The sequence below is a fragment of the Streptomyces sp. ME19-01-6 genome, from assembly GCF_033793745.1.
In the GTDB taxonomy this organism is placed as follows: domain Bacteria; phylum Actinomycetota; class Actinomycetes; order Streptomycetales; family Streptomycetaceae; genus Streptomyces.
The window spans coordinates 35539-57258 of record NZ_JARAXF010000019.1; the positions used below are offsets into that span (position 1 = coordinate 35539).

The following is a 21720-nucleotide window of genomic DNA, read 5'->3' on the forward strand; positions in this document are numbered from 1 at the left end:
CACACAGCTCCCGTCAGCCGGCGAGTTCGACGAGTGTGGCGTTCGCGGTGCCGCCGCCCTCGCACATGGTCTGGAGGCCGTAGCGGATGCCGCGGTCGCGCATGTGGTGGATCATGCGGGTCATCAGGACGGCTCCCGAGGCGCCGAGCGGATGGCCGAGCGCGATGGCGCCGCCGAGCGGGTTGACCAGTTCCGGCTCGGCACCCGTCTCGGCGAGCCAGGCGAGCGGGACGGGCGCGAAGGCCTCGTTCACCTCGAAGACCCCGACCTCTGACAGGGCCACCCCGGCCTTCCTCAGCACCTTCTCGGTGGCCGGGATCGGCCCGGTCAGCATCAGCACCGGGTCCGAGCCGACCACCGCGCCCGCCCGGTGGCGCACGAGCGGCGTCAGTCCCAAGTCCCGTGCCCTGTCAGGGGTGGTGACCAACAGCGCCGCCGCGCCGTCGGAGATCTGGGAGGAGTTGCCGGCGTGGATCACGCCGTCGTCCTCCAGGAAGGACGGCTTGAGCTTCGCGAGCGTCTCCACGCTGGTGCCCCGGCGAACGCCCTCGTCGGCCTTCACCCCCATCACCGGCACGATCTGCTCCTCGAAGACCCCGCTGTCCTGCGCGGCGTCGGCCCGCTCGTGCGACAGCGTCGCGTACGCGTCGAGCCGGGCCCGGGTGAAGCCCCACTTCTGGGCGATCTTCTCCGCCGAGATGCCCTGGTTGAAGGAGAAGTCCTGGTACCGGCCGAGGACTTGAGGGCCGTACGGCATTCCGCTCGCCCTGGCCGAGCCCAGCGGCACCCGGCTCATGACCTCGACCCCGCCCGCCACGACCACGTCCTGCTGCCCGGACAGCACCGCCTGCACGGCGAACTCCAGCGCCTGCTGGCTCGATCCGCAGGCCCGGTTGACCGTCGTCCCGGGGATGCTCTCGGGCCAGCCCGCGGCCAGTACCGCGTACCGGCCGATATTGCTCGACTGGTCGCCGATCTGGGAGACACACCCCCAGATCACGTCGTCGACGGCCTCCGGATCGACCCCGGCCCGCTCGACGAGCGCGTTCAGCACCGCACCGGACAGATCGGCCGGGTGGACACCGGCCAGCCCGCCGTCGCGCTTTCCCACCGCGGTGCGGACCGCTGCCGCGATCACCGCTTCCCGTATCACGTGTCGTCCTCCGGTCGGCTCGGCACGGCCCAGCGGCCCGTGAAGAGTGGTTCGCGTCGCGCGGCGAACGCGGCGTACGCCTCGCGGACGTCCGCGCCCGCGAAGTTCACCGCCTGTGCCTTCGCCTCGTTCGCCAGGGCGTCCCGCAAGGTGCGGTCGGTGCCCTCGTTCAGCAGCGCCTTGGTCTGGGCGAGGGCCACCGGCGGACCGGCCGCCAGCCGGGCGGTCAGGTCGTCGACGAAGGTGTCCACCTCGTCCGTGTCCGTCACCCAGGTCACCAGGCCCAGTGCCTTCGCCTCCGCCGCGTCGATCGTCTCCGCGAGCAACGCGAGCCGCTTGGCCTGCTGCAACCCGACGAGTCTCGGCAGCAGCCAGGAGCCGCCGCAGTCCGGGGACAGCCCGCGCCGGGCGAAGATCTGCGAGAACCGCGCCTGGGGCGTGGCGACCACCAGATCGCAGCCGAGCGCCAGGTTCCAGCCCGCCCCCACCGCCGCCCCGGTCACCTTGGCGACCGTGGGTACGGGCAGTTCGTGCAGCAGCAGCGTCACCTCGGTCAGGGGCCGCATCCGGTACAGCGGGTGGGCGCTGCTGACCCGCTCGGGAATGTCCGCGCCGGAGCAGAAGGCACCGCCCGCCCCGGTCAGGACGAGCGCCCGGACGGACCGGTCACCGCCCGCCGCCGCGAGGGCTTCACGCACGGCCTCCCACAGCTCGGCGTCGATGGCGTTCCTGCGGTGCGGCCGGTTCAGGGTCAATGTCCGCACCCCGCCGGAGTCGCTCGACAGCAGCACGCTCACCGGACCGCCCCCCGCGCCCGCAGGGCGGCGATCTGCGGCTGTGTGTAGCCGAGTTCGGCCAGCAGGGCGTCCGTGTGTTCGCCGAGCCCGGGGACCGCGCCCATCGGCGGGTCGAATCCGGCGATCACGGGCGGCGGCAGCAGCGCGGGCACCGGCCCCGATGGTGTGCCGACCTTCCGCCAGCGGTCGCGGGCGGCCAGATGGGGATGGTCGAGGACATCGGTGACCGTGTTGTAGCGGGCGTTGCCGATCCCGGCCGCGTCGGCCCGCTCCTGGACGTACGCCAGGTCGTACCGCGCGCACCAGGCGGCGATCGCGGCGTCGAGGACCTCGCGGTGCTCCACACGGCCGGCGTTCGTGCGGAACCGCGCGTCGTCCGCCAGGTCCGTTCGGCCGATCAACTCTCTGGCCAGCCGCTGCCATTCGCGGTCGTTCGTGGTGCCGAGTACGACCGTCTGCCCGTCGGCCGTGCGGTAGGCGCCGTAGGGGGACACGGCGGGTGAACTCATGCCGAGCGGCTGCTGCTCCACCCCCGAGTGGCGGGTGTAGGTCAGCGGGTAGCCCATCAGCTCGGCCATGGTGTCGAGCAGGCTCACCGCGACCTGCCCCGGCCGTCTGGCGTACAGCAGTGCCAGCACCGAGAGCGCCGCGTACAGTCCGCTGCACACGTCCGCCACCGGCGGTCCCGGTTTGGCGGGGGCACCGGGACGGCCCGTCACCGAGCAGGCCCCCGACTCAGCCTGGACCAGCAGGTCGTAGGCGCGTTTGTGGGAGAGGGGCCCGCCGGGGCCGTACCCGTCGATCTCCACGGCGATCAGGTGCGGGTGGCGCACCTCCAAGTCGGCGGGGGCCAGGCCCAGCTTGGCCGTGGTGCCAGGGGTGAGGTTGGAGACGAGGACGTCAGCACGCTCCAGCAGCCGGTGCAAGACCGCTTGCCCGCCGTCCGACTTCAGGTCCAGGGCGACCGACTCCTTGCCCCGGTTGGCCCAGACGAAGTGGGCCGCGAGACCGCCGACCACGTCGTCGTAGTGCCGGGCGAAGTCACCGCCCTGCGGGTTCTCCACCTTGATCACCCGGGCGCCGAAGTCGCCGAGCGTGCGCGTGCACATGGGGGCCGAGACGGCCTGCTCCAGTGCCACCACCGTGATCCCCGCGAGGGGGCCGCCGTTCGTCACCGGGTCACTTCCCCAGCCGGGCGCGCAGCTCGTGCTTGAGCACCTTCTGGCCGGCATTGCGCGGCAGGTGGTCCACGAAGCGCACCCGGCGGGGGACCTTGAAGTTGGCCATGTGGTCCCGTGCCCAGGCGATCACGTCCTCCGCCGTGAGGTCCGCGCCGGACCTCGGCACGATGAAGGCGCAGCCGACCTCGCCGAGCCGCTCGTCCGGGACCCCGATCACCGCCGCCTGCGCTATCGGCTCGTAGCCGAGGAGCAGCTTCTCGATCTCGGCCGGGTAGGCGTTGAAGCCGCCCACGATGAACATCTCCTTCTTCCGGTCGACGATCGCCAGGTTGCCGTCCATGTCCAGGCGGCCGATGTCGCCGGTGTGCAGCCAGCCGTCGCAGTCGATCGTTTCGGCGGTGGCCGCGGGGTCGTCCCAGTAGCCGCGCGTGACGTTGTAGCCGCGAACCAGGACCTCCCCCTCCTCGCCCGCCGGCACGTCCTGCCCGATGTCGTCGGCGATCCGGACCTCGACGTCCGGGATCGGACGCCCGGTGGTGCGGGCCACCGTTTCCTCGCTGTCCCCGACCCTGGTCGTGGTGACCAGCGCCGTCGACTCCGTGAGCCCGTAGGCGCTCAGCACGATGTCGAAGGACAGATCCTTCTTCATCGCCCGGATCAGCGACTCCGGGACGGTCGTGCCGCCCGTCATGGACACCCGAAGGGACGACAAGTCGTACGAGGACCGCTGCGGATGGTTCAGCAGGTCGTGGAAGATGGTCGGCGGGCCGAGGACGATGCTCACCCGCTCCGCTTGAACGACCTCGAGGGCGCGCCCCGCGTCGAAGACGGCCATGGGGATCACGGTCACGCCGTGCATCAGGGAGGCGAGCCAGCCCGCCTTGTATCCGAAGCAGTGGAAGAACGGCGGGATGACCAGGAAGCTGTCGGAGGCGTCGAAGGTGTACTCGGTGGACATCCAGCCGTACGCCCGCAGTGTCTGCCCGTGAGTGAGGATCACGCCCTTGGGGTGGCCGGTGGTGCCGGAGGTGAACATCACGTCGGAGACGTGATCCGGGGTGAGCCGGTCGATGGACTCGCGGGCGGCCGTCTCGGGACACTCCTCGCCATGCGTGCGGAACTGTCTCCAGTACAGGCCTTCCGCTCCGCCCGGCATCGACACCGTGGTGCGCAGCGCGGGCAGTTCGGGGTCGACGCGCCTCAAGTCCGCGATGTAGTCGGTGCCGAGGAACGACGCGGCGGCGAACAGTGCCTTCGCACCGGACTTCCGCAGGATGTAGGAGATCTCGGTCGCCTTGAAGCGGGTGTTGAGCGGTACGACGACACCTCCCGCGCCCTGGATGCCGAGGGCCGTCACGATCCACTCCGCCGAGTTTGGTGCGCACAGACCGACTCGGTCACCCGGTCCGATGCCGAGCGCCAGCGCCGATCGCACCGCTTGGATCATCCGGGCTTCCAGTTCCCGGAAGGTGAGGCGCAGTTCGCCGTCGATGAGGGCCGGGGCGTCACCGAACCGCCGCGCGGCGACTCTCACCACGTTCGGAATGGAGAGAAATTCCAGGTCGTGTCGCATGACGGGGGCTCCGATCAGGCACGAGGGCCGACGGGCAGGCCCAGCAGCCGCTTGGCGATGATGTTCCGCTGGATCTGGGACGTGCCGCCGTACACGGACGCGGCCCGCGAGTAGAAGTAGTCGCCCAGGACCTCGCCGCCCTGCCCGTACAGTTCCTCGGGGAAGACGCTCAGCGCCGTCTCGTACAGGCGCTGTTCGGCGCGGGTCATGAGCAGCTTGTCCACGGACGACTCCGGCCCCGCCGGCTGCCCGGCGAGGCGCTCGGCGGTGCGGCGCCGCGCGTGGGCGACAAGGACCTGGTAGTCGACGGCACAGCGGCCGATGTCCGACAGCAGCCCGTCCGGGAGCGTGCCACGGCGCTCGTGCGCGGCGCGGCGCAGATGTTCGATCAGCAGCCCGTACTTCGACAGGTGACCGGTGTCCAGCGCGTTGCGCTCGTACGCCACCGTGGTCATCGCCAGCGGCCAGCCGTCGCCCTCGGCACCGAGCCGCTCGGCCTCCTCAAGGCGCACGTCGTCGAGGAACAGTTCGCAGAACTCGTCGTCGCCGTTCGCCGCACGCAGCGGTCGTACGGTCACGCCGGCGCGATCCAGAGGCAGCACGAAGGCCGAGATGGAGGTGTGGGCCGGAGCGGCGCGATCCGTGCGGGCCAGGAGCAGGCAGAGCCCGGAGTACTGGGCGTAACTCGTCCAGAGTTTCTGACCGTTGACGATGTAGTGGCCCTCCGGGCGGCGCTCGGCGTAGGTGCTCATGCCGGCCAGGTCCGAGCCGGCGCCGGGCTCGCTGAAGCCCTGGCACCACACGTCGTCACCGGAGAGCATGCGCGGCAGCAGCCGGCGGCGCTGCTCCTCGGAGCCGAACCGCAGCAGGGCGTGGGCGAGATAGCCGATGCGGGGGATGCCGGGCGCGCCCCGCGCGCCCAGTTCGTCGCTGACCGTGACCTGGTGCAGCGCGGTCAGACCCCGACCACCGTACTGCTCCGGCACGTCGAGGCCGACCCAGCCGCCCGCGTGCAGTCGGCGGTGCCAGCGGTGCAGGAACACGGGGAGCGGCTCGTCGGCGGGCCGTTCGGGCAGCGGGTGGTCGGCCAGCCAGACGCGGAAGTCGTGGCGCAGGCGTTCCAGGTCCTCAGGGTCGCCGAAGTCCAGGGGAGTGTCCGTCATCGCGTCGCCTCCGGTGCGGCCAGGACGGTCAGCAGGTCGGCTGTGGTCGCGAGCGCGGTGGCTCCGAGCAGGACCCGGCGCAGGTACAGGTGGGCCACGTGCTCCCAGGTCTGGGCGATCCCGCCGAACACCTGCATCCCGGCGTACACGGCTTCCACGGCCGAGGAGTTGACCTCCGCTTTGGCCACGCGGGCCGCGGTCAGCGCACGGCCCGGCGTTTCGCTGTCCAGGCACCATGCGGCGTAGCGGGTGGCGCTGGTGCAGGCCTCCACGAGGACGGTGGCGTCGGCAAGCTGGTGCTGCACGGCCTGGAAGGAGCCGATCGGCTGTCCGTACTGGTGACGTTCGCGGGCGTAGTCCACGCTCTGCTCGACGAACGAACGGGCCGCCCCTACGAGTTCGCTCGCCACCACGACCAGGGCGTACGCCTGCCAGCTCTGGTGTGCGCCCGGGGTGAGCCGGCCGACGGGCCGGCCCTCGGCCGAGGCCCGCCGCACTCCGCGCAGCAGGTCCGCGGTTGGTGCCGGGGTCCCCAGCTCGTGCTCGGTCACGCGGCCGTCGGCATGCACGAAGAGCGCCGTGTCCGCGCCGTCGCAGTCCCAGGCGAGGAGGCCGACCGCATCGGGGTCCGGGAAGCGCAGGTCGCCGGCGAGGGCGACGGTGGGGCGGTCGCCGTGGACGGGTTCGGCCCGCTCACCGTCGTCGAGGAGACGCAGCAGCTCGGGGGCGAGCAGCGCCGTGCCGAGCAGGGACGTGGTCAGGGGCTGCCGGCCGTGCTCCTCGGCGAGCAGGGCGCACTCCTGCACGGTGGCGGCCGGCGGGGAGGTGCGGCGGAGGCCGGTCAGGCCGAGCTCGTCCAAGGCCCGCTGTGCGTCCACGCGAGTCTGGGCCTTTACGTCGTCGGCTGAGCCGGTGCGGAAGCGGGTTGCGAACGTCCGCAGCATGTTGCGAACCAGCGTGAACTCGTCGCGTTCCACGCTCAGTCCTCCTCGGCGGTGCTGGGACGGCGGCTCGCCCGGGCGGCGAGGTCGCCCACGATGCGGATGTGGTCGGGGCTGGTCATGGTGGAGCGCTCGGCCAGCAGCGCCGCCTCCATGCCGCCCCGCGAGACCTGCTCGACCACGGCCGCGAGCGCCGCCTTCGTGGCGCGCAGCGCCTCCGGGGGCTGCGCGGCGAGCCGGTGGGCCAGTGCCAGGGCTTCGCCCATGAGATCGGGGCCCGGGACGGTCCGGTTGGCCAGGCCGAGTTCGACGGCGGTGGCGGCCGGGATGCGGTCCCCGGTGAACAGGTACTCCTTCACGCGTAGCAGGCTCGTCAGCAGCGGCCAGAGGGTCACTCCGCCGTCGCCCGCCACCAGGCCCACCGAGATGTGCGGGTCCGCGAGGTAGGCGTCTTCGGCCATGAGCACGAGGTCGCACCCCAGCGCGAGAGAGCAGCCCAGGCCCACCGCAGGGCCGTTGACGGCTGCGACGACGGGCAGCGGGAAGCGGATCATGTCCGTCTGGATGGTCCGGTCGAGCCGGATGGACCGCTCGCGCAGCTCCGGATCGTCGTGATGGCGCAGCAGATGGTCGAAGTCGCCGCCCGCGCTGAACGCCCGGCCCGCCCCGGTGAGGACGACCGCCCGCGCTCCGGCGTCCTCCGCGAGCTCGCGCCAGACCTGGGACAGCCGGAAGTGGAGCTCCGCCGAGACGCCGTTGAGGCGGTCGGGGCGGTTCAGCGTGACGATGCGGACATCTCCGTCGGCGGCCACGGTCAGAACGGGGCTCACGTCGGTCATGCCGCTGATGCTATTAAAGGTCAGCCCGAAGATGTCAATGGTGTTGCGCTAAATCGAGAATCTCATTCTCGCCCTGCGATGTGGCGGATCAGTCTTCGGGCTCGGTCAGTTCGACGCGTTCCCGGCCGTCCACCTCGGCGGCGGCCCGTGCAAATCCGCACACATGGCGGCTCATCCGCCTCCGGGCCGCTGCCGCGTCACCCGACCGGATGGCCTCGGTGATCTTCGCGTGTGCCTGGGCGGTGACCTCGCGGATACAGGTGTCCATGAACCGTTCCAGGTTCGTGGCGGCGTAGATCGACTCCGAGAGAGCGCTGAGGAACCCGATGAGCAGCTCGTTGCCGCCCGCCTTCGCCACCGCGTTGTGCCAGCGGACGTTGGCCCGCAGGAAACGCCGGATGTCGTCACCGGCGTCGACCAGTTCGGCATGGGCGGCGTCCAGGTCGGCCAGATCCTGCTCGGTGCGCCGGCCGGCCGCGAGCGCGGCGCAGGCCGGCTCGATCGCTTCACGGGTCTCGTGCAGGGCCTCCAGCCGGATCTGCTGGCCTCGGATGACCAACTGCACGGTGTTCGCCAGGGAATCACGGCCCGGCCGGTGCGCGAAGGCCCCGCCTCCGCGTCCCGGCCGGATCTCCACCAGCCGCTCGACCTCCAGGATGCGCAACGCCTCCCGAACGGTCGCCCGGCTCAGTCCCGTCTGCTCCACCAGTTGTCGTTCCGGCGGCAGGGGTGTGCCTTCCGCGAACTCCCCGGACAGGATGCGCTCACGCACCTCGGACGCCAGCACGTCCGAGGCCTTGGGGACGGTGAGTGTGTCGAAGCGCGGGGTGGGGGGCGTGGAGTGAGCGCTGGGCACGGGTTCAGGCCTCTCGTCATGCATCCGTTTCGGCCGCACCATTCAACACCGCACCCCGCGGTCCGTCAGATGACCAGTCCGCCGTCCACCGGCAGCACCTGCCCAGTGATGAAGGAGGCCGCGTCGGAGGCGAGGAAGACGAACGCGCCCGCGACCTCCTCCGGCTCCGCCCAGCGGCCCAGCGGGATCCGGGCGAGCATCCGCTCCGCGAACTTCGGGTCGGTGCGGATGGTCTCGGTCATCGGCGTCGCCGCCAGTGGTGCGAGCGCGTTGACCAGGATGTTCTTTCGGGCCAGCTCGCGAGCCAGTGATTTGGTGAGCCCGATGATGCCCGCCTTGGCCGCCGAGTAGTTCACCTGGCCCAGGGTGCCGGTCAGGCCGGCCGACGACGTGACGTTGATGATCCGGCCGGTCCCGTTCGTCGGCAGGAACGGCAGCGCGGCCTGGGCGCAGTGGAACGCTCCCAGCACATGGATGTCGAGGAGCCGCCGGAACGACTCCTCGTCGAGCCTGTCGAACATCGCGGGCGCGGTGACGCCTGCGTTGTTGACGAGGATGTGCAGTGTCCCGCCGGTGGGGGCGGCGGCCCGGGACACCGCGGCGTCGGCTGCCGCCCGGTCCCCCACATCCAGGGCGGCGCCCTCGGCGCGCAGTCCCGCGGCGGTCAGCTTCCCGGCCACGGCCGTTGCCGCCGCCTCGTCGACGTCGGTGACGAGCACCGTGGCACCGGCCCGGGCGAGCGCCCCGGCCACCGCCGAGCCGATGCCGCCGGCCGCCCCGGTCACCAGCGCCGAACGTCCGGTGAGATCGAACAGTCCCGTTCCCTCGGTCATGACCGGCTCCTCAGTAGCTTCTCGGCAGGCCCAGGGTGTGGGACCCCAGGTAGTTCAGGACCATCTCCTGGCTGACCGGCGCGATCCGCATCAGCCGTGCCTCACGGAAGAAGCGGGCCACGGGATACTCCTCGGAGTAGCCCATCCCGCCGTGTGTCTGAAGGGCCCGGTCGGCGGCCGTGAACCCGGCGTCCGCGCACAGGTACTTGGCGGTGTTGGCCTCCCGCCCGCACGGCCGGCCCCGGTCGTACAGCCAGGTCGCCTTGCGCAGCACGAGTTCCGCCGCGTCGAGGTGGGCGAGGGCGTCGGCCAGCGGGAACTGGATACCCTGATTCATGCCGATGGGCCGCCCGAACACCTCCCGCTCGCGTCCGTAGCGCACGGCCCGGTCCAGGGCCACCCGGCCGATGCCGAGGGCCTCGGCGGCGATCAGCATCCGCTCCGGGTTGAGGCCGTCGAGGAGGTAGCGGAACCCCTGACCCTCCTCGCCGACCCGGTCCTCGACCGGCACCTGCAGGTCGTCGATGAACACCTCGTTCGAGGAGACGGCGTTGCGGCCCATCTTCGCAATCGGGCGGATGTCCACCCGGTCGCGGTCCAGATCGGTGAGGAACAGCGTCATGCCGTCGGTCGGCTTCTCGACCTCGTCACGCTTGGCCGTGCGCGTCAGCAGAAGGATCTTCTCGGACTCCAGGGCCTTGGAGATCCACACCTTGCGTCCGCTGACGACGTAGTGGTCGCCGACCCGGCGGGCGTACGTGGTGATGCTCGTCGTGTCGAGCCCGGCGCCCGGTTCCGTCACCCCGAAGCACACGTGCAGGTCGCCGCGTGCGATGCGCGGCAGGGTGCGGCGCTTCAGCTCGTCGGAGCCGTGCACGACCACCGGATGCATGCCGAAGATCGACATGTGGATCGCGCTGGCGGCGTTCATGCCCCCGCCGGAGCGCGCGACCTCCTCCAGCAGCAGTGTCGCCTCGGTGATGCCGAGTCCGTGGCCGCCGTACTCCTCCGGGATCGTGATGCCGAGCCAGCCGCCATCGGCGACGGCGGCGTAGAACTCCTCGGGGAACGCGTGGTCCCGGTCCTTCTCCATCCAGTACCGGTCGTCGAAGTCACGCAGGAGACCGGCCACGGCCTTGCGGATCGTCTCCTGGTCCTCGGTCAGCTCGAAGTCCACGGCGGGGGACCTCTCTGTCGGGAGCCTTGTGATGCGAACCATATCAAAGGTCAGACCGATAATAGGGTCAAGGGTCTGTGAGGTCCCTCGCCGATCTGCGGCCGGACTGACCGCCCCCGGGAGCAGGTCCAGGTTCTGGTCGATGCGTGCGGACGTCGTTCGGAATGACCAATGACTGCTTCAAAGAGCCGCCACCGGGTCCAGTCGGGGCTGACCAGGCGCACATTCGCCACCCTCACAGCCGGCTTCGGCCCGACCTTGCCCGCGACCGTCGAGCCCCGCCGCGGCGGCGGCCGACGCACCGGGCGCATGCTCGCCGTCGGCGTGCCCGACCTGGCGAAGCTGGACCGCGCGGCTCACGGCGAGGTGGCCCGGCCGAAGGTCTACCACTCGATCTCACGCCGGCTCTGGCGGCGCTGTCCGAGGGGGCGACACCGGTGAGGCCGGGCGAAGTGACGCTGGCGCTGCTGGGGAGGACCGCGGGTGGGGTGAAGGTGGTGCCGGTCGAGTCCCCGGGCGCCTGAACCTCGGGCACGGCCTGACTGCCGGGGGCCCTGCGGCACGGGAGCTGCTTGAGGGAATGGGCCGAGGGCCGGGCGACTCCCGCCCTCGGTCGTCATCCTGAGCGACGGACCGTCAGCCGCGCCTGGGCGGACTGGCTGCCGCGCCCGTCTTCCTGGCCGCGGTTGTGGCCGAGGCGGACTTCTTGGCGGACGCCTTCTTCTTCGTGCCGGTCCTCGCGGCGGTCTTCTTCATCGGCGGTGCAGTCGCCGGAGTGCCGTCGGACACCGGGCCGCCACTGATGCCGCCCAGACAGAAGGCCCACACCTCCTCCACCGTGATCGGTGAGGGATGGGCGCCGACCCGGGCCGAGGGGGCCTGGGCCGTGAACATCGCTGTCTGCATGATCAGGGAGGCGGTGCGCCGCGGCTTCGGGGCCACGGCCTGGCCGGTCTCGACGGCCTCTTCCACCATCTCGGTGAAGAAGTCGAGCAGCGGCAGGTGTGCGCTGGCCACCTGGCCCGGGTGAGTGACCAGCAGCTGGACCGCGAAGTCGGTGAAGAGCGGGGACTGCCGGCCCTCGCGGGGCTTGGAGGAGTCGTAGAGCAACTCGACCGCGAGCTTCAGACGCTCCAGCGGATCCTGCCCCGCGGCGACCTGCTCCCGGATGGCGGCGGCGGACTTCGACAGCGCGTCCTCGAACAGGGCGAGCAGCAGCTCGTGCTTGCCGTCGAAGTGTTGGTAGAAGCTGCGCAGCGACTGGCGGGAACGCTCCACGACCTCCTGCACGGTGAAGTCGGTGGTGCCCTTGTCGGCGATGAGCTCCTGGGCGGCGTCCAAGAAGCGCTGCACGCGCTGCTCGGCGCGCAGCTTCGCCGCCCGGGTGGAGCGCTCGACGGCGCGCTGCCGCCAGGCGGGCTCGGGGGTCTCGACGGATTCTGCGGGGACGGCACTCATGGAAGAACGGTACTCCACGCAGGCGGAAAGATGAGCCCTACGTCCTACCGAATCGCGCTCCACCAAAGACAAGAGCCTTACTCCCCTCTAGTGAGAATGCTATTCTCGCTTCTGATCCGGGCCCGCGCCCGGTGTGCAGCCACCGGTACGGCGGAGGGGGCCGGGCGTGGAGTTCGAACTCGACGAGGAGCAGCAGCTGCTGCGGCGCACGGTGCGCGAGACCGTCGCCAAGGTGCGGAGCCGGCCCGCCGGCCAGCAGTGGGACACGTACCTAAGACTGGGCTGGCTGGAAGCGCCCCCGCTCGAGCTCGCCCTGATCCTCGAAGAACTGGGATACGCCGCCGACCCCACTCCGTTTCTGGCCACCGCCACCTGGTTCGCACCGCTCACCGGCCGGCTCCCCGCGGGCAGCGGCACCGCCGTGTTCGACGGCGTCGGGCGCTACGTCCTGGACGCCGACCGGGCCGATGAGGTCGCGCTCCTCACAGACCGGGGCGTCATCGTCGTCCCGGGTGCGGAGCTGGCCGCCGAACGGGTTCCCGTGCTCGATCCGCACCTGCACGCCGCACACGTCGGCGCCGAGGACCTCGCCGCCAAAGTGCCCGATCTCGCCCTGGTGGGACTTGCCGCCACCTGCGTGGGTGCCTGTCGGCGCGTCCTCGATCTCGTCCTGGACCATGTGAAGCAGCGGGTGCAGTTCGGCCGGCCGCTCGGCTCCTTCCAGGCCGTCAAGCACAAGGCGGCCGACATGCACGTGGCGATCGAACGCGCCCGCGCCCTCACCCACTTCAGCGCCCTGACCATCGCCGAGGACGACCCGTGTCGCGCCGACGCCGCGCACATGGCCAAGGCCGCGGCCGGCGAGTGCCAGCGCCTGGTCTTCCGGCACGGACTGCAACTCTTCGGTGCCATGGGCTTCACCTGGGAGAACGAGGTGCAGTACCACCTCAAACGCGCCCAGGCCTGCGACCTGCTTCTCGGCACCGCGTCCGTCCACAGGAAGGCACTGTTCGCGTGATGAAGCTGGCCGACGACCCCGAGGTGGAGGAGTTCCGCGCACAGTTCGGCGCCTTCCTCGACGCCCACGTGCCCAAGGAGGCCGAGGCCCGTGAGCGCGCCGGCTCCAGCGCCCACGTCCCCGCATGGGCCCGCCGCTGGCAGCGCACCCTGTTCGACGCGGGCTGGCTGCTGCCGGGCCAGCCGCCCGAGTACGGCGGCCGCAACGCCGGCCTGCCTCAGCAACTCGCTCACCTGGAGGAGCTGGCTCGCCGCCGGATCTACCACAGCTTCAACCCCCAGGGTCTCGGCATCATCGCCGCCTCCCTGCTCACCTTCGGCACCGAGGAGCAAAAGCGCCGCTGGGCCGTGCCGATCCTGCGCGCCGAGATCACCGCTGCGCTCGGCATGAGCGAACCCGAGGCCGGATCCGACCTCGCCTCCCTGCGTACCCGTGCCGTGGCGGACCGGGACGCGTTCGTGGTCAACGGCCAGAAGATCTGGACCTCCGGCGCCCACGACGCCGACGTCCTGCTCACCTTCGTCCGCACCGACCCGGAGGTGCCGAAGCACAAGGGCATCAGCGCCCTGCTGATCCCGACTGCCGCCGAGGGCGTCGTGCGCCGCCCGTTCGGCTCGATCGCCGCCGAGGACGATCTCGACTTCAACGAGGTGTTCCTCACCGACGTCCGGGTGCCCCGCGAGAACCTCATCGGGAACGTGGGTGAGGGCTGGCGGGTGGCGAACGGCTCCCTCGGCCACGAGCGCACCCTGTTGTGGCTGTCGTACGCCGAACGCCTGGAGGATCTCCTGCGCGACGCGGCCGACGTGGGCGCCTGCCAGGAGTGGTACGCCACCCTCCGTATGGACCTGACGGCGTTGCGGCTCCTCGGTTACCGCCAGCTCGGCCCGGACCGCGACCCTGCGGAGATCTCGGTGCTCAAGCTGCTCGGCTCCGAGGCCGTCCAGTCCGCCTCCCTGCACGCGCTGGAGGCCCACGGCGCCGAGGGACTCGAGCATCCCAAGCGCACGGGCCCGTACCACCACATGCACCACGAGCACTTCATCTCCAGTTGGTTCGAGCGGTACGTGCGCAGCTTCGCCGGCACCATTGCCGGCGGCACCAGCGAGATCCAGCGCAACATCATCGCCGAGCGCATCCTCGGCCTGCCGCGATAGAAGCCCGCCGCGACAGAACCCTGCCGTGATAGAAGAGGGACAGAGGACACCCGCCATGGACCAGATCCTGTACGAGGCCGAGAACGGCATCGCCACGATCACCCTCAACCGCCCCGAGGCAGCCAACGCCCAGACCATGGCGCTCCTCGACGACCTCGACGCGGCCTACACCAGGGCCGCGCGGGACGCGCACGTACGGGTCGTCGTGCTCAGGGCGAACGGCCGGCACTTCTCGGCCGGGCACGACCTGAAGGACCGCTGGCCCGGCCCCGGCGAGATCACCCTGGAGTGGATCTACGACGTGGAGACCCGCCACTATCTGGAGTACTCGCTGAAGTGGCGCAACGTCCCCAAGCCGACCATCGCGGCCGTCCAGGGCAAGTGCATCGCCGCCGGGCTGATGCTGTGCTGGCCGTGCGACCTGATCGTGGCCGCCGAGAACGCCGAGTTCTCCGACCCCGTCGTGCACATGGGCATCGGGGGCGTCGAGTACCACGGCCACACCTGGGAGCTGGGCCCGCGCAAGGCCAAGGAGATCCTGTTCACCGGCCGGCCGCTGACCGCCCGCGAGGCCGAGCAGGTCGGCATGGTGAACAAGGTGGTGCCGCTCGACGAACTGGACCGCGGCACCTACGAGTTGGCCGGCCGGATCGCCGCGATGCCCCCGTTCGGCCTGCGCCAGGCCAAGCGGGCGGTCAACCAGACCCTCGACGTCCAGGGCTTCTACGCCGCCCTCCAGTCCGTCTTCGACATCCACCAGACCGGGCACGGCCACGCGCTCAGCGTGGACGGCTTCCCGATCCTGACCCGCCTCGACGAGATGAAGCAGCGTCTGAAGCAGGGCTGAGCCGCAGGCGGCCCCGGCTCAGCCGAGCACCGCGGTGAACGGGGGGAGGTCCACCGTGGTCCGGATGCCCGGGGCCGCCGCGCAGACGGCGGGGACGGCGTTGACGGCCCGGTGGGCGGTGTAGCCGGGGGAGAGCGCGGCCAACCGCTCCAGCGGCACCGGGAAGCGCATGTCGATGTCGAGGGGCGCGTCGCCGTCGACCCTCAGATGCCACCCGGTGGGACGCAGGTCCCAGGCCGGGTCGAGGTCGTCGGTGCAGTACCAGGTCGCGTTGAACTCCAGCAGCGTACGGCCGCCCCGCAGGCCGGTCACTGTCATCCGCTGCGCCGCCACCGTCCCGGCGCGCAGGACTCCGGCGGCGATGTCGGTCGTGTGTGCCGCCGTGGCGAACCGCCCACGCGCTTCCACCGAGTCCAGGGGCAGCCCCAGCGCGTCGGCCACCAGACGCAACGACGGTCCGAAACTGCCCCGGATGTGCGCCAGGCGGCCTTCGTCGAACGCCGCGGCCGGATCCCGGCCGAAGCCCATGATGTCGAACAGCAGCTCCGGCGAGTCCCGCCGGGACAGATCGGCGTACTCGTGGACGGTCAGGTTGTCCAGCCGCCGCTGTACCGAGGCCAGCACGAGAGGTACGGCCTCGGTGATGAAGCCGGGGCTGCTGCCGGTGTCGTGGAGCGAGGTGCCGCCCCGCTCGCAGGCTGCCTCGACCCTGCACCGGACGGCGGGGTCCAGGCCGGCCGGGTGGTGGAACCCGCCGGTCGTGGCCACGACGTCGGCGCCGGACGCGAGCAGAGCGCACAGCTCGTCCAGGTCGGCCGTGCGTGGCATGTACAGCACGCAGTCGGCCCCCAGGGCGAGGACGTCGTCGAGACGGTGGGTGGTCGTGACGCCCGTGGGGCCACTCCCGCACAGCTCGCCGGCGTCACGGCCGGCTTTGCCGGGGGAGTGGACGTGAACTCCCGCCAGCACCATGTGCGGATGGTCGACAACGGCGCGCAGCGATCGCGCGCCGATGGTCCCCGTGGCCCACTGGACGACGCGAAGCGGCTGGTCGGGGCGTACGGAACGCGGCATGTCCATCCCCTGGCTACGCGGCCGGTCCGCGGTCGCGCATGTCCCCGTCGTCCATTCCCGGATCGGGTTCCACCGCGAAGGCGTTGTAGGCCATGGCCTGCGTCCGGTACGCGCCGACCGTGAACACGAAGTCCATCAGCTGTCGTTCGTCCATGTGCTTCGCCAGCTCCTCGTACAGCTCGTCGGACAGGAAGGAGGTGGTCTCGAGTTCGTCCACCGCCCGGTTCAGCAGCGTGCTCGCGCCCTGGCGGACCTCCTCCACTTCCTCCTCCGTCACACCGGCCTCGCGTGCGATCAGCACGTGGTGGGCCCACTCGTACCGGCACCGGTGACGCCAGGCGACCCTGAGGATCGTCAGCTCACGCGTCCTGGCGGGCAGTGTGCTGCGGTACAGCAGGTGGGTGCTGAAGGTCAGGAACGCCTTGGCCAGCTGCGGGTGGTTCAGCAGCAGGCCGAGGGCGTTGGACGGCGGGACGGTGCGCCCGCCCGTCAGCGGGCGCAGCACCTCGCCGTCCCACTCCTCGTAGGGGACGGGGCGCAGTCTCGTCATGTGTTGCGGCCCCCGTTCACGCCGATGATCTGCCCGGTGATGTAACCGGCCTCCTCGCTGACCAGGAAGGAGCAGGTCGCGGCGATGTCCTCGGGGCGGCCGACCCGGCGGACCGGCGTGCGCGCGATGTGGTCCTCGATGGTGCCGCCGAGCCGCTGCTCCCGCTCGGCGGTGCGCAGCATGGGGGTGTCGATGAAGCCGGGCGGGATCGCGTTCACCGTGATGCCCTTCGGCCCGAGTTCGAGGGCCAGGGACTTGGTGAGTCCGTTCACGGCGGACTTGGCCGCCACGTAGTGGGCCATGAACGGCTGGCCGGAGTGGGTGCTGGAGGAGGAGATGTTGACGATCCGGCCCCAGCGGGCGTGCACCATGTCCGGCAGGGCCGACTGCACGCAGTGGAAGACACCGTTGAGGTTGATGTCGACCACGCGCTGCCAGTCGGCGAAGGGCAGGTCCGCGAAGCGGGTGAAGCCGTCCTTGCCGGCCGCGTTGACCAGGACGCCCACGGGGCCGAAGCGCTCGCGCACCGCGTCCATCGCCTTGTCCACCTGGGCGCGGTCCGTGACGTCCACGGTCAGCCCGAAGCCGTCCTCGGCGGGGGAGAGGTCGAGCACGGCCACGTTCAGCCCGTCCGCGGCGAACCGGTGCGCGATTGCCCGGCCGATGCCGGACGCGCCGCCGGTCACGACGGCCGTCGGTGCCGACGCGGCGCTCATGCGAACGCCTCGTCGCCGACGACGGTCGTGCGGTGCAGCAGCCGCTCGGAGTTCTCGTCGTAGGGCAGGGCCCGGTGCAGGATGCCGGTGTTGTCCCAGACCACCAGGTCGCCGACCGCCCAGTCGTGGGTGTGGCGGAAGCGCTCCTGGGTGGTCCAGTCGAGCAGTTCCTCCAACAGGGCGCGGCTGTCGCCGGGGTCCATGCCGACGACGTGGTCGGCGGTGGCGCCGGTGACCAGGGAGCGGCGGCCGTCGCGGCGCTGCCACACCAAGGACACCTCGTGCGTGGGCTGGGTGCGCCAGGCCGCCAGCTCCTGCTCGCCGGGGTCGGGGTTCACCAGCCGCTGGGCGGCCTCGAAGCTGTGCACCACCCGCAGCGACGCGTAGCGCTCCCGGTCCTTCTCCGGAAGGGCCTCGTACGCCGCGTAGGTACTGGCGAAGTCGGTGCCGCCGCCGGTCATGGCGACCTGACGGGCGGTCAGTGTGGTCGCCTTGACCGGCACGTCGTCGGTGGTGCCGTCGAGATGCCAGAAGAACGCGCCCTTGAGGTACCTGGCGGTCCTGCTCTTCTCCGGATTGATGGAGATCGGGAAGATCTCCGCCCCGTTCAGCGCCACCACCTCGCCCAGCCGCCGGCTGAACGCCAGCTGCCGCTCGTCGTCGAGGTGCAGTCCGCGCACCAGCAGGACGCCCCGCCACTTGAGGGCCTCCGCGCAGCGGTGGACGAAGGAGTCGTCGAGCGGGTCCGTGACCCCGGTGAACTCGACCCCGAGCGCCGGGCTCAAGGCTTTCGATTCGATCATGGAAACACTCCTTCCGAATACGAGAATCCTATTCTCGTGAAGGTGCGGGCGGGAACCCCCGTGCGTGCGGGGGTGTTGGGTGGTGAGCCCGGCTGGTGTGAGTATTTGATTCTCATGTTCGAATCCTTGCTTCACGCAAAAAGAGAATGTAGTTTCCGAGCTACCGAGCGAGGAGGCTGGGATGCGGTTCAAGGACAAGGTGATCATCGTCACCGGGGCCGGCCAGGGCATTGGCGAGGGGTACGCCCGGGCGCTGGCGGCCGAGGGCGCGCGCGTGGTGGTCGCGGAGCTGAACGAGGAGCAGGGGCAGCGGGTCGCCAAGGAGATCGGTGACGCCCTGTTCGTGCGGACCGACGTGGCCGACCCCGCGTCCGCCGAAGCGCTCAGCGACACCGTGATGCGCGAGTTCGGGCGGATCGACCACCTGGTCAACAACGCGGCCGTCTTCCACGGCATGCGCCGCGAGGGCATCGTCACCGTCGACTACGACTACCTCGACCGGTTCCTGAAGGTCAACCTGCTCGGCGCGCTGCACGTCACCCGTGCCGCCCTGCCGCACCTCAAGGAGGGCGCGGCCGTCGTCAACCAGTCGTCGACCGCGGCCTGGCAGGCCACCGGCTTCTACGGGCTCGCCAAGGCCGGCATCAACCATCTCACCGCCTCCCTCGCCGCCGAACTCGGCCCGCGCGGCATCCGCGTCAACGCGATCGCGCCGGGTCCGACGGACACCGAGGCGGCGCGCAGCATCATCCCCGAGGAGTACCGCGCGGCCATGGTGCAGTCCTTCGCCCTCAAGCGAATGGGCACGCCCACCGACCAGGCGGGTGCCCTGCTGTTCCTGCTCTCCGACGAGGCCGCCTGGGTCACCGGACAGGTCATCGCCGTAGACGGCGGATCGGTGGTGCGGCTGTGAGCGGCCTCGTCGTCAAGTCCCAGCTGATCGACGGCAAGCTGGTCGCCGCCGACAGCACCTTCCCCTCGTACAACCCCGCCACCGGTGACCTGCTCGGACACGCTCCGGACGCCACGAAGGCCGACGCCGAGGCCGCGATCGCCGCCGCCCGCCGCGCCTTCGACAGCACCGGCTGGGCCACGGACAAGGACCTCCGGCTGCGTTGTCTGCGCCAGCTCCACCAGGCCCTCGACGATCACCGCGAGGAGCTGCGCGAGCTGACCATCGCCGAGGTCGGCGCACCCCGCCAGCTCACCCACGGCCCTCAGCTCGACGAACCCATCGGCCTCGTGACGTACTACGCCGACCTCCTGGAGACCTACGAGTTCACCGAGGACCTCGGGGAGAAGGAGAGCCGCGGCCGGCGCCACCACCGCTGGGTGGAGAAGGAGGCGGCGGGGGTCGTCGCCGCCATCCTGCCGTACAACTTCCCCAACCAGCTCGCCCTCGCCAAGTTGGCCCCCGCGCTCGCGGCCGGCTGCACGGTCGTCCTCAAGGGCGCCCCGCAGACCCCACTGACCACCCTCGCGCTCGGCGAACTCATCGCGGAGCACACCGACATCCCGCCCGGTGTCGTCAACATCCTCAGTTCCTCGCGCGCCGAGACCGGCGAAGCGCTCACCACCCACCCCGACGTGGACCTGGTCACCTTCACCGGCGCCACCACCACCGGGCGGGCCATCATGGCCGCCGCGGCCGACACCGTGAAACGGGTCTTCCTCGAACTCGGCGGCAAGTCCGCCATGATCGTCCTGGACGACGCGGACTACACCAAGGCCGCCATGTTCGCCGCCTTCACCATCTGCTCCCACTCCGGCCAGGGCTGCGCCCTCACCTCCCGCCTCCTCGTCCCGCGGGCCGACCACGACCGGATCGTGCAGCTCGTCGCCGCGGGCATGGAACGCGTCCGCGTCGGCGACCCGAGGGCCCCGGAGACCGCCATGGGCCCGCTCATCAGCGAGCAGCAGCGCGACAAGGTCGACGCCATGGTGCGGCGCGCCGTCGAGGCCGGGGCGAGACTGGTCCGCGGCGGCAAGCGCGTCGACCCCGGCTGGTTCTACGAACCCACCCTCCTCGCCGGCGTCGACCCCGACAGCGAGATCGCCCAGGAGGAGGTCTTCGGACCCGTCCTCGCGGTCATCCCCTACGACGACGAGGACGACGCCGTCCGCATCGCCAACCACTCCAAGTACGGCCTGTCCGGCGCCGTCCACAGCGCCGACGACCAGCGCGCCATCCGCCTCGCCCGCCGCATCCGCACCGGCACCTTCTCGATCAACGGCGGAAACTACTTCTCCGCCGACGTGCCGTTCGGCGGATACAAACAGTCCGGCATCGGCCGGGAGAGCGGACGCGCCGGATTCGAGGAGTTCCTGGAGAAGAAGGCCTTCGGCCGCGTCGTACCCCCCGAGGAGGTGGCATGAAGCCGCTCGAAGGCATCCGCGTCCTCGAAGTCGCCATGTACGGCTTCGTGCCCTCGGCCGGGGCCGTGCTCGCCGACTGGGGCGCCGACGTCGTCAAGATCGAGCACGCCGTCACCGGCGACCCGCAGCGCGGACTGCGCCAGACCGGCTCGTTCCGGGTGGAGGGCGACCCCAACCCCAACGTCGCCCACGCCAACCGCGGCAAGCGCTCCCTGGGCCTGGACATGTCCCGACCCGAGGGCCGCGAGGTGCTCTACGAACTGGTCAAGGACTCCGACGTCTTCCTCACCAGCCTCATGCCCGGCGCCCGCGCCCGCCTCGGTGTCGACGTCGACGACATCCGCGCCGTCAACCCGCGCATCGTCTACGCCCGCGGCACCGCCCTCGGCCCGCGCGGCCCCGAGGCGGACAAGGGCGGCTACGACATGACCGCCTTCTGGGCGCGCGCGGGGACCGCAGCCAGCATCACCCCGCCCGGCAGCGACGGCATGATCAGCCCGCCCGGACCCGCCTATGGCGACACCGTCTCCGGCACCAACCTCGCCGGTGGCGTCGCCGCTGCCCTGTTGCGCCGGGAACGCACCGGCGAGGCCCCCGTCGTGGACGTCTCCCTCCTCGGCAGCGGCCTGTGGGCGCTCGGCCACACCATCGCCGTCTCCGTGCACCTCGACCGCCCCTGGGAGGGGGTGACGCCCAGTGCCCACGGCTCACCCACCAACCCGCTCTCCGGGCTCTACCGCACCGCCGACCACCGGTTTATCGCCTTCGTCATGCTCCAGCCGGCCAAGTTCTGGCCCGACGTGTGCCGCTGCATCGGCCGGCCGGAACTCGCCGACGACCCCCGCTTCGCCACCGCCGAGGCCATCGCCGAACACACGAAGGAGGCGGTGAAGATCCTCCGCGAGGTGATCGCGAGCCGCACCCTGACCGAGTGGTCCAAGGACCTCGCCGCGCTCGACGGACCCTGGGCACCCGTCCAGGACACCCTCCAGGCCGCCGCCGACCAGCAGGTCCGCGCCAACGGCTACATCGGGCGGGCCGGCGACCTCGAACTGGTCACCAGTCCCGTCCAGTTCGACGTCGAGGACACCCGCCTCCAAGCCGCCCCGGAGTTCGCCGCCCAGACCGAGGAGATCCTCGCCGAGCTCGGCTACGACTGGGACCGCATCCTCGCCCTCAAGGCGAGCGGCGCGATCACCTGACCGTCA

General features: G+C 71.1%; 22 protein-coding genes. 7 read left to right on the forward strand and 15 right to left on the reverse strand.

Annotated features, from left to right (window positions below; all coding sequences use genetic code 11):
- Positions 1–13 precede the first annotated feature (13 nt).
- The 10 genes from PV419_RS32925 to PV419_RS32970 all read right to left on the reverse strand — a co-directional run bounded on the left by PV419_RS32925 (position 14) and on the right by PV419_RS32970 (position 10513).
- Positions 14–1150, reverse strand: coding sequence for an acetyl-CoA C-acyltransferase (locus PV419_RS32925; RefSeq protein WP_319695443.1), 1137 nt, complete (start codon positions 1148–1150; stop codon positions 14–16).
- The gene (locus PV419_RS32930) at positions 1150–1950 is read right to left on the reverse strand and encodes an enoyl-CoA hydratase/isomerase family protein (protein WP_319695193.1); all 801 of its coding nucleotides are present in this window, start codon (positions 1948–1950) and stop codon (positions 1150–1152) included. Before PV419_RS32930 ends, PV419_RS32925 begins: the two co-directional genes overlap by 1 nt.
- Positions 1947–3125, reverse strand: coding sequence for a CaiB/BaiF CoA-transferase family protein (locus PV419_RS32935; protein ID WP_319695194.1), 1179 nt, complete (start codon positions 3123–3125; stop codon positions 1947–1949). Before PV419_RS32935 ends, PV419_RS32930 begins: the two co-directional genes overlap by 4 nt.
- A 4-nt stretch (positions 3126–3129) precedes the next feature.
- Positions 3130–4704 (reverse strand): FadD3 family acyl-CoA ligase, encoded by a 1575-nt coding sequence (locus PV419_RS32940; protein WP_319695196.1) that lies wholly within the window; start codon positions 4702–4704, stop codon positions 3130–3132.
- Between the two features lie 14 nt (positions 4705–4718).
- On the reverse strand, positions 4719–5867 hold the full coding sequence (locus tag PV419_RS32945) for an acyl-CoA dehydrogenase family protein (RefSeq protein WP_319695197.1): 1149 nt from the start codon (positions 5865–5867) through the stop codon (positions 4719–4721).
- A complete protein-coding gene (locus PV419_RS32950; RefSeq protein ID WP_319695199.1) occupies positions 5864–6844 on the reverse strand; it encodes an acyl-CoA dehydrogenase family protein in 981 nt (326 codons plus the stop codon). The genes PV419_RS32945 and PV419_RS32950 overlap by 4 nt, the downstream gene beginning before the upstream one ends.
- Positions 6845–6846: 2 nt before the next feature.
- Complete coding sequence (locus PV419_RS32955) at positions 6847–7647, reverse strand: enoyl-CoA hydratase/isomerase family protein (RefSeq protein ID WP_319695200.1); 801 nt, start codon at positions 7645–7647, stop codon at positions 6847–6849.
- A gap of 88 nt (positions 7648–7735) precedes the next feature.
- A complete protein-coding gene (locus tag PV419_RS32960) occupies positions 7736–8503 on the reverse strand; it encodes a FadR/GntR family transcriptional regulator (RefSeq protein WP_319695202.1) in 768 nt (255 codons plus the stop codon).
- 65 nt (positions 8504–8568) lie between these two features.
- Positions 8569–9336: an SDR family NAD(P)-dependent oxidoreductase gene (locus tag PV419_RS32965; protein WP_319695203.1), complete on the reverse strand. Its 768-nt coding sequence runs from the start codon at positions 9334–9336 to the stop codon at positions 8569–8571.
- 10 nt (positions 9337–9346) lie between these two features.
- Complete coding sequence (locus tag PV419_RS32970; RefSeq protein WP_319695205.1) at positions 9347–10513, reverse strand: acyl-CoA dehydrogenase family protein; 1167 nt, start codon at positions 10511–10513, stop codon at positions 9347–9349.
- A gap of 171 nt (positions 10514–10684) precedes the next feature.
- On the opposite strand from PV419_RS32970, the gene PV419_RS32975 reads away from it, so the two are divergent.
- Positions 10685–10954, forward strand: coding sequence for a hypothetical protein (locus tag PV419_RS32975; protein ID WP_319695206.1), 270 nt, complete (start codon positions 10685–10687; stop codon positions 10952–10954).
- Positions 10955–11149: 195 nt separating this feature from the next.
- Here PV419_RS32975 and PV419_RS32980 read toward each other — a convergent pair whose 3' ends face one another.
- Complete coding sequence (locus PV419_RS32980; RefSeq protein WP_319695208.1) at positions 11150–11971, reverse strand: TetR/AcrR family transcriptional regulator; 822 nt, start codon at positions 11969–11971, stop codon at positions 11150–11152.
- 166 nt (positions 11972–12137) lie between these two features.
- On the opposite strand from PV419_RS32980, the gene PV419_RS32985 reads away from it, so the two are divergent.
- The 3 genes from PV419_RS32985 to PV419_RS32995 are packed head-to-tail and all read left to right on the forward strand — an operon-like array spanning position 12138 to position 14993.
- Positions 12138–12989, forward strand: a complete 852-nt coding sequence (locus tag PV419_RS32985; protein ID WP_319695210.1) for an acyl-CoA dehydrogenase family protein — start codon at positions 12138–12140, stop codon at positions 12987–12989.
- The gene (locus tag PV419_RS32990; RefSeq protein ID WP_319695211.1) at positions 12989–14146 is read left to right on the forward strand and encodes an acyl-CoA dehydrogenase family protein; all 1158 of its coding nucleotides are present in this window, start codon (positions 12989–12991) and stop codon (positions 14144–14146) included. The genes PV419_RS32985 and PV419_RS32990 overlap by 1 nt, the downstream gene beginning before the upstream one ends.
- Positions 14147–14201: 55 nt before the next feature.
- Positions 14202–14993 carry an enoyl-CoA hydratase gene (locus PV419_RS32995; RefSeq protein ID WP_319695213.1) on the forward strand — a complete coding sequence of 264 codons (792 nt, stop codon included), beginning with the start codon at positions 14202–14204 and terminating at the stop codon, positions 14991–14993.
- Positions 14994–15011: 18 nt separating this feature from the next.
- Here PV419_RS32995 and PV419_RS33000 read toward each other — a convergent pair whose 3' ends face one another.
- From PV419_RS33000 to PV419_RS33015, 4 genes are read right to left on the reverse strand one after another with little or no spacing between them, the layout of a single operon-like run.
- Entirely contained in the window at positions 15012–16067 is a 1056-nt protein-coding gene (locus PV419_RS33000) for a dihydrodipicolinate reductase (RefSeq protein ID WP_319695215.1), read from the reverse strand.
- Positions 16068–16080: 13 nt separating this feature from the next.
- Positions 16081–16617 carry a carboxymuconolactone decarboxylase family protein gene (locus tag PV419_RS33005; protein WP_319695216.1) on the reverse strand — a complete coding sequence of 179 codons (537 nt, stop codon included), beginning with the start codon at positions 16615–16617 and terminating at the stop codon, positions 16081–16083.
- Positions 16614–17333, reverse strand: coding sequence for an SDR family NAD(P)-dependent oxidoreductase (locus tag PV419_RS33010; RefSeq protein WP_319695217.1), 720 nt, complete (start codon positions 17331–17333; stop codon positions 16614–16616). Before PV419_RS33010 ends, PV419_RS33005 begins: the two co-directional genes overlap by 4 nt.
- The gene (locus PV419_RS33015; RefSeq protein ID WP_319695218.1) at positions 17330–18136 is read right to left on the reverse strand and encodes a TauD/TfdA family dioxygenase; all 807 of its coding nucleotides are present in this window, start codon (positions 18134–18136) and stop codon (positions 17330–17332) included. Before PV419_RS33015 ends, PV419_RS33010 begins: the two co-directional genes overlap by 4 nt.
- 181 nt (positions 18137–18317) lie before the next feature.
- On the opposite strand from PV419_RS33015, the gene PV419_RS33020 reads away from it, so the two are divergent.
- From PV419_RS33020 to PV419_RS33030, 3 genes are read left to right on the forward strand one after another with little or no spacing between them, the layout of a single operon-like run.
- Complete coding sequence (locus tag PV419_RS33020) at positions 18318–19049, forward strand: SDR family oxidoreductase (protein ID WP_319695219.1); 732 nt, start codon at positions 18318–18320, stop codon at positions 19047–19049.
- On the forward strand, positions 19046–20512 hold the full coding sequence (locus tag PV419_RS33025; RefSeq protein WP_319695221.1) for an aldehyde dehydrogenase family protein: 1467 nt from the start codon (positions 19046–19048) through the stop codon (positions 20510–20512). Before PV419_RS33020 ends, PV419_RS33025 begins: the two co-directional genes overlap by 4 nt.
- Positions 20509–21714 (forward strand): CoA transferase, encoded by a 1206-nt coding sequence (locus PV419_RS33030; protein WP_319695222.1) that lies wholly within the window; start codon positions 20509–20511, stop codon positions 21712–21714. The genes PV419_RS33025 and PV419_RS33030 overlap by 4 nt, the downstream gene beginning before the upstream one ends.
- The last annotated feature ends 6 nt before the right edge of the window (positions 21715–21720 follow it).

Coding starts and splice junctions, on each gene's coding strand:
- PV419_RS32940 (WP_319695196.1), bottom strand. CDS start 4,704: ATGCGACACGACCTGGAATTTCTCTCCATTCCGAACGTGGTGAGAGTC.
- PV419_RS32945 (WP_319695197.1), bottom strand. CDS start 5,867: ATGACGGACACTCCCCTGGACTTCGGCGACCCTGAGGACCTGGAACGC.
- PV419_RS32955 (WP_319695200.1), bottom strand. CDS start 7,647: ATGACCGACGTGAGCCCCGTTCTGACCGTGGCCGCCGACGGAGATGTC.
- PV419_RS32965 (WP_319695203.1), bottom strand. CDS start 9,336: ATGACCGAGGGAACGGGACTGTTCGATCTCACCGGACGTTCGGCGCTG.
- PV419_RS32975 (WP_319695206.1), top strand. CDS start 10,685: ATGACTGCTTCAAAGAGCCGCCACCGGGTCCAGTCGGGGCTGACCAGG.
- PV419_RS32980 (WP_319695208.1), bottom strand. CDS start 11,971: ATGAGTGCCGTCCCCGCAGAATCCGTCGAGACCCCCGAGCCCGCCTGG.
- PV419_RS32990 (WP_319695211.1), top strand. CDS start 12,989: ATGAAGCTGGCCGACGACCCCGAGGTGGAGGAGTTCCGCGCACAGTTC.
- PV419_RS32995 (WP_319695213.1), top strand. CDS start 14,202: ATGGACCAGATCCTGTACGAGGCCGAGAACGGCATCGCCACGATCACC.
- PV419_RS33000 (WP_319695215.1), bottom strand. CDS start 16,067: ATGCCGCGTTCCGTACGCCCCGACCAGCCGCTTCGCGTCGTCCAGTGG.
- PV419_RS33005 (WP_319695216.1), bottom strand. CDS start 16,617: ATGACGAGACTGCGCCCCGTCCCCTACGAGGAGTGGGACGGCGAGGTG.
- PV419_RS33010 (WP_319695217.1), bottom strand. CDS start 17,333: ATGAGCGCCGCGTCGGCACCGACGGCCGTCGTGACCGGCGGCGCGTCC.
- PV419_RS33015 (WP_319695218.1), bottom strand. CDS start 18,136: ATGATCGAATCGAAAGCCTTGAGCCCGGCGCTCGGGGTCGAGTTCACC.
- PV419_RS33020 (WP_319695219.1), top strand. CDS start 18,318: ATGCGGTTCAAGGACAAGGTGATCATCGTCACCGGGGCCGGCCAGGGC.
- PV419_RS33030 (WP_319695222.1), top strand. CDS start 20,509: ATGAAGCCGCTCGAAGGCATCCGCGTCCTCGAAGTCGCCATGTACGGC.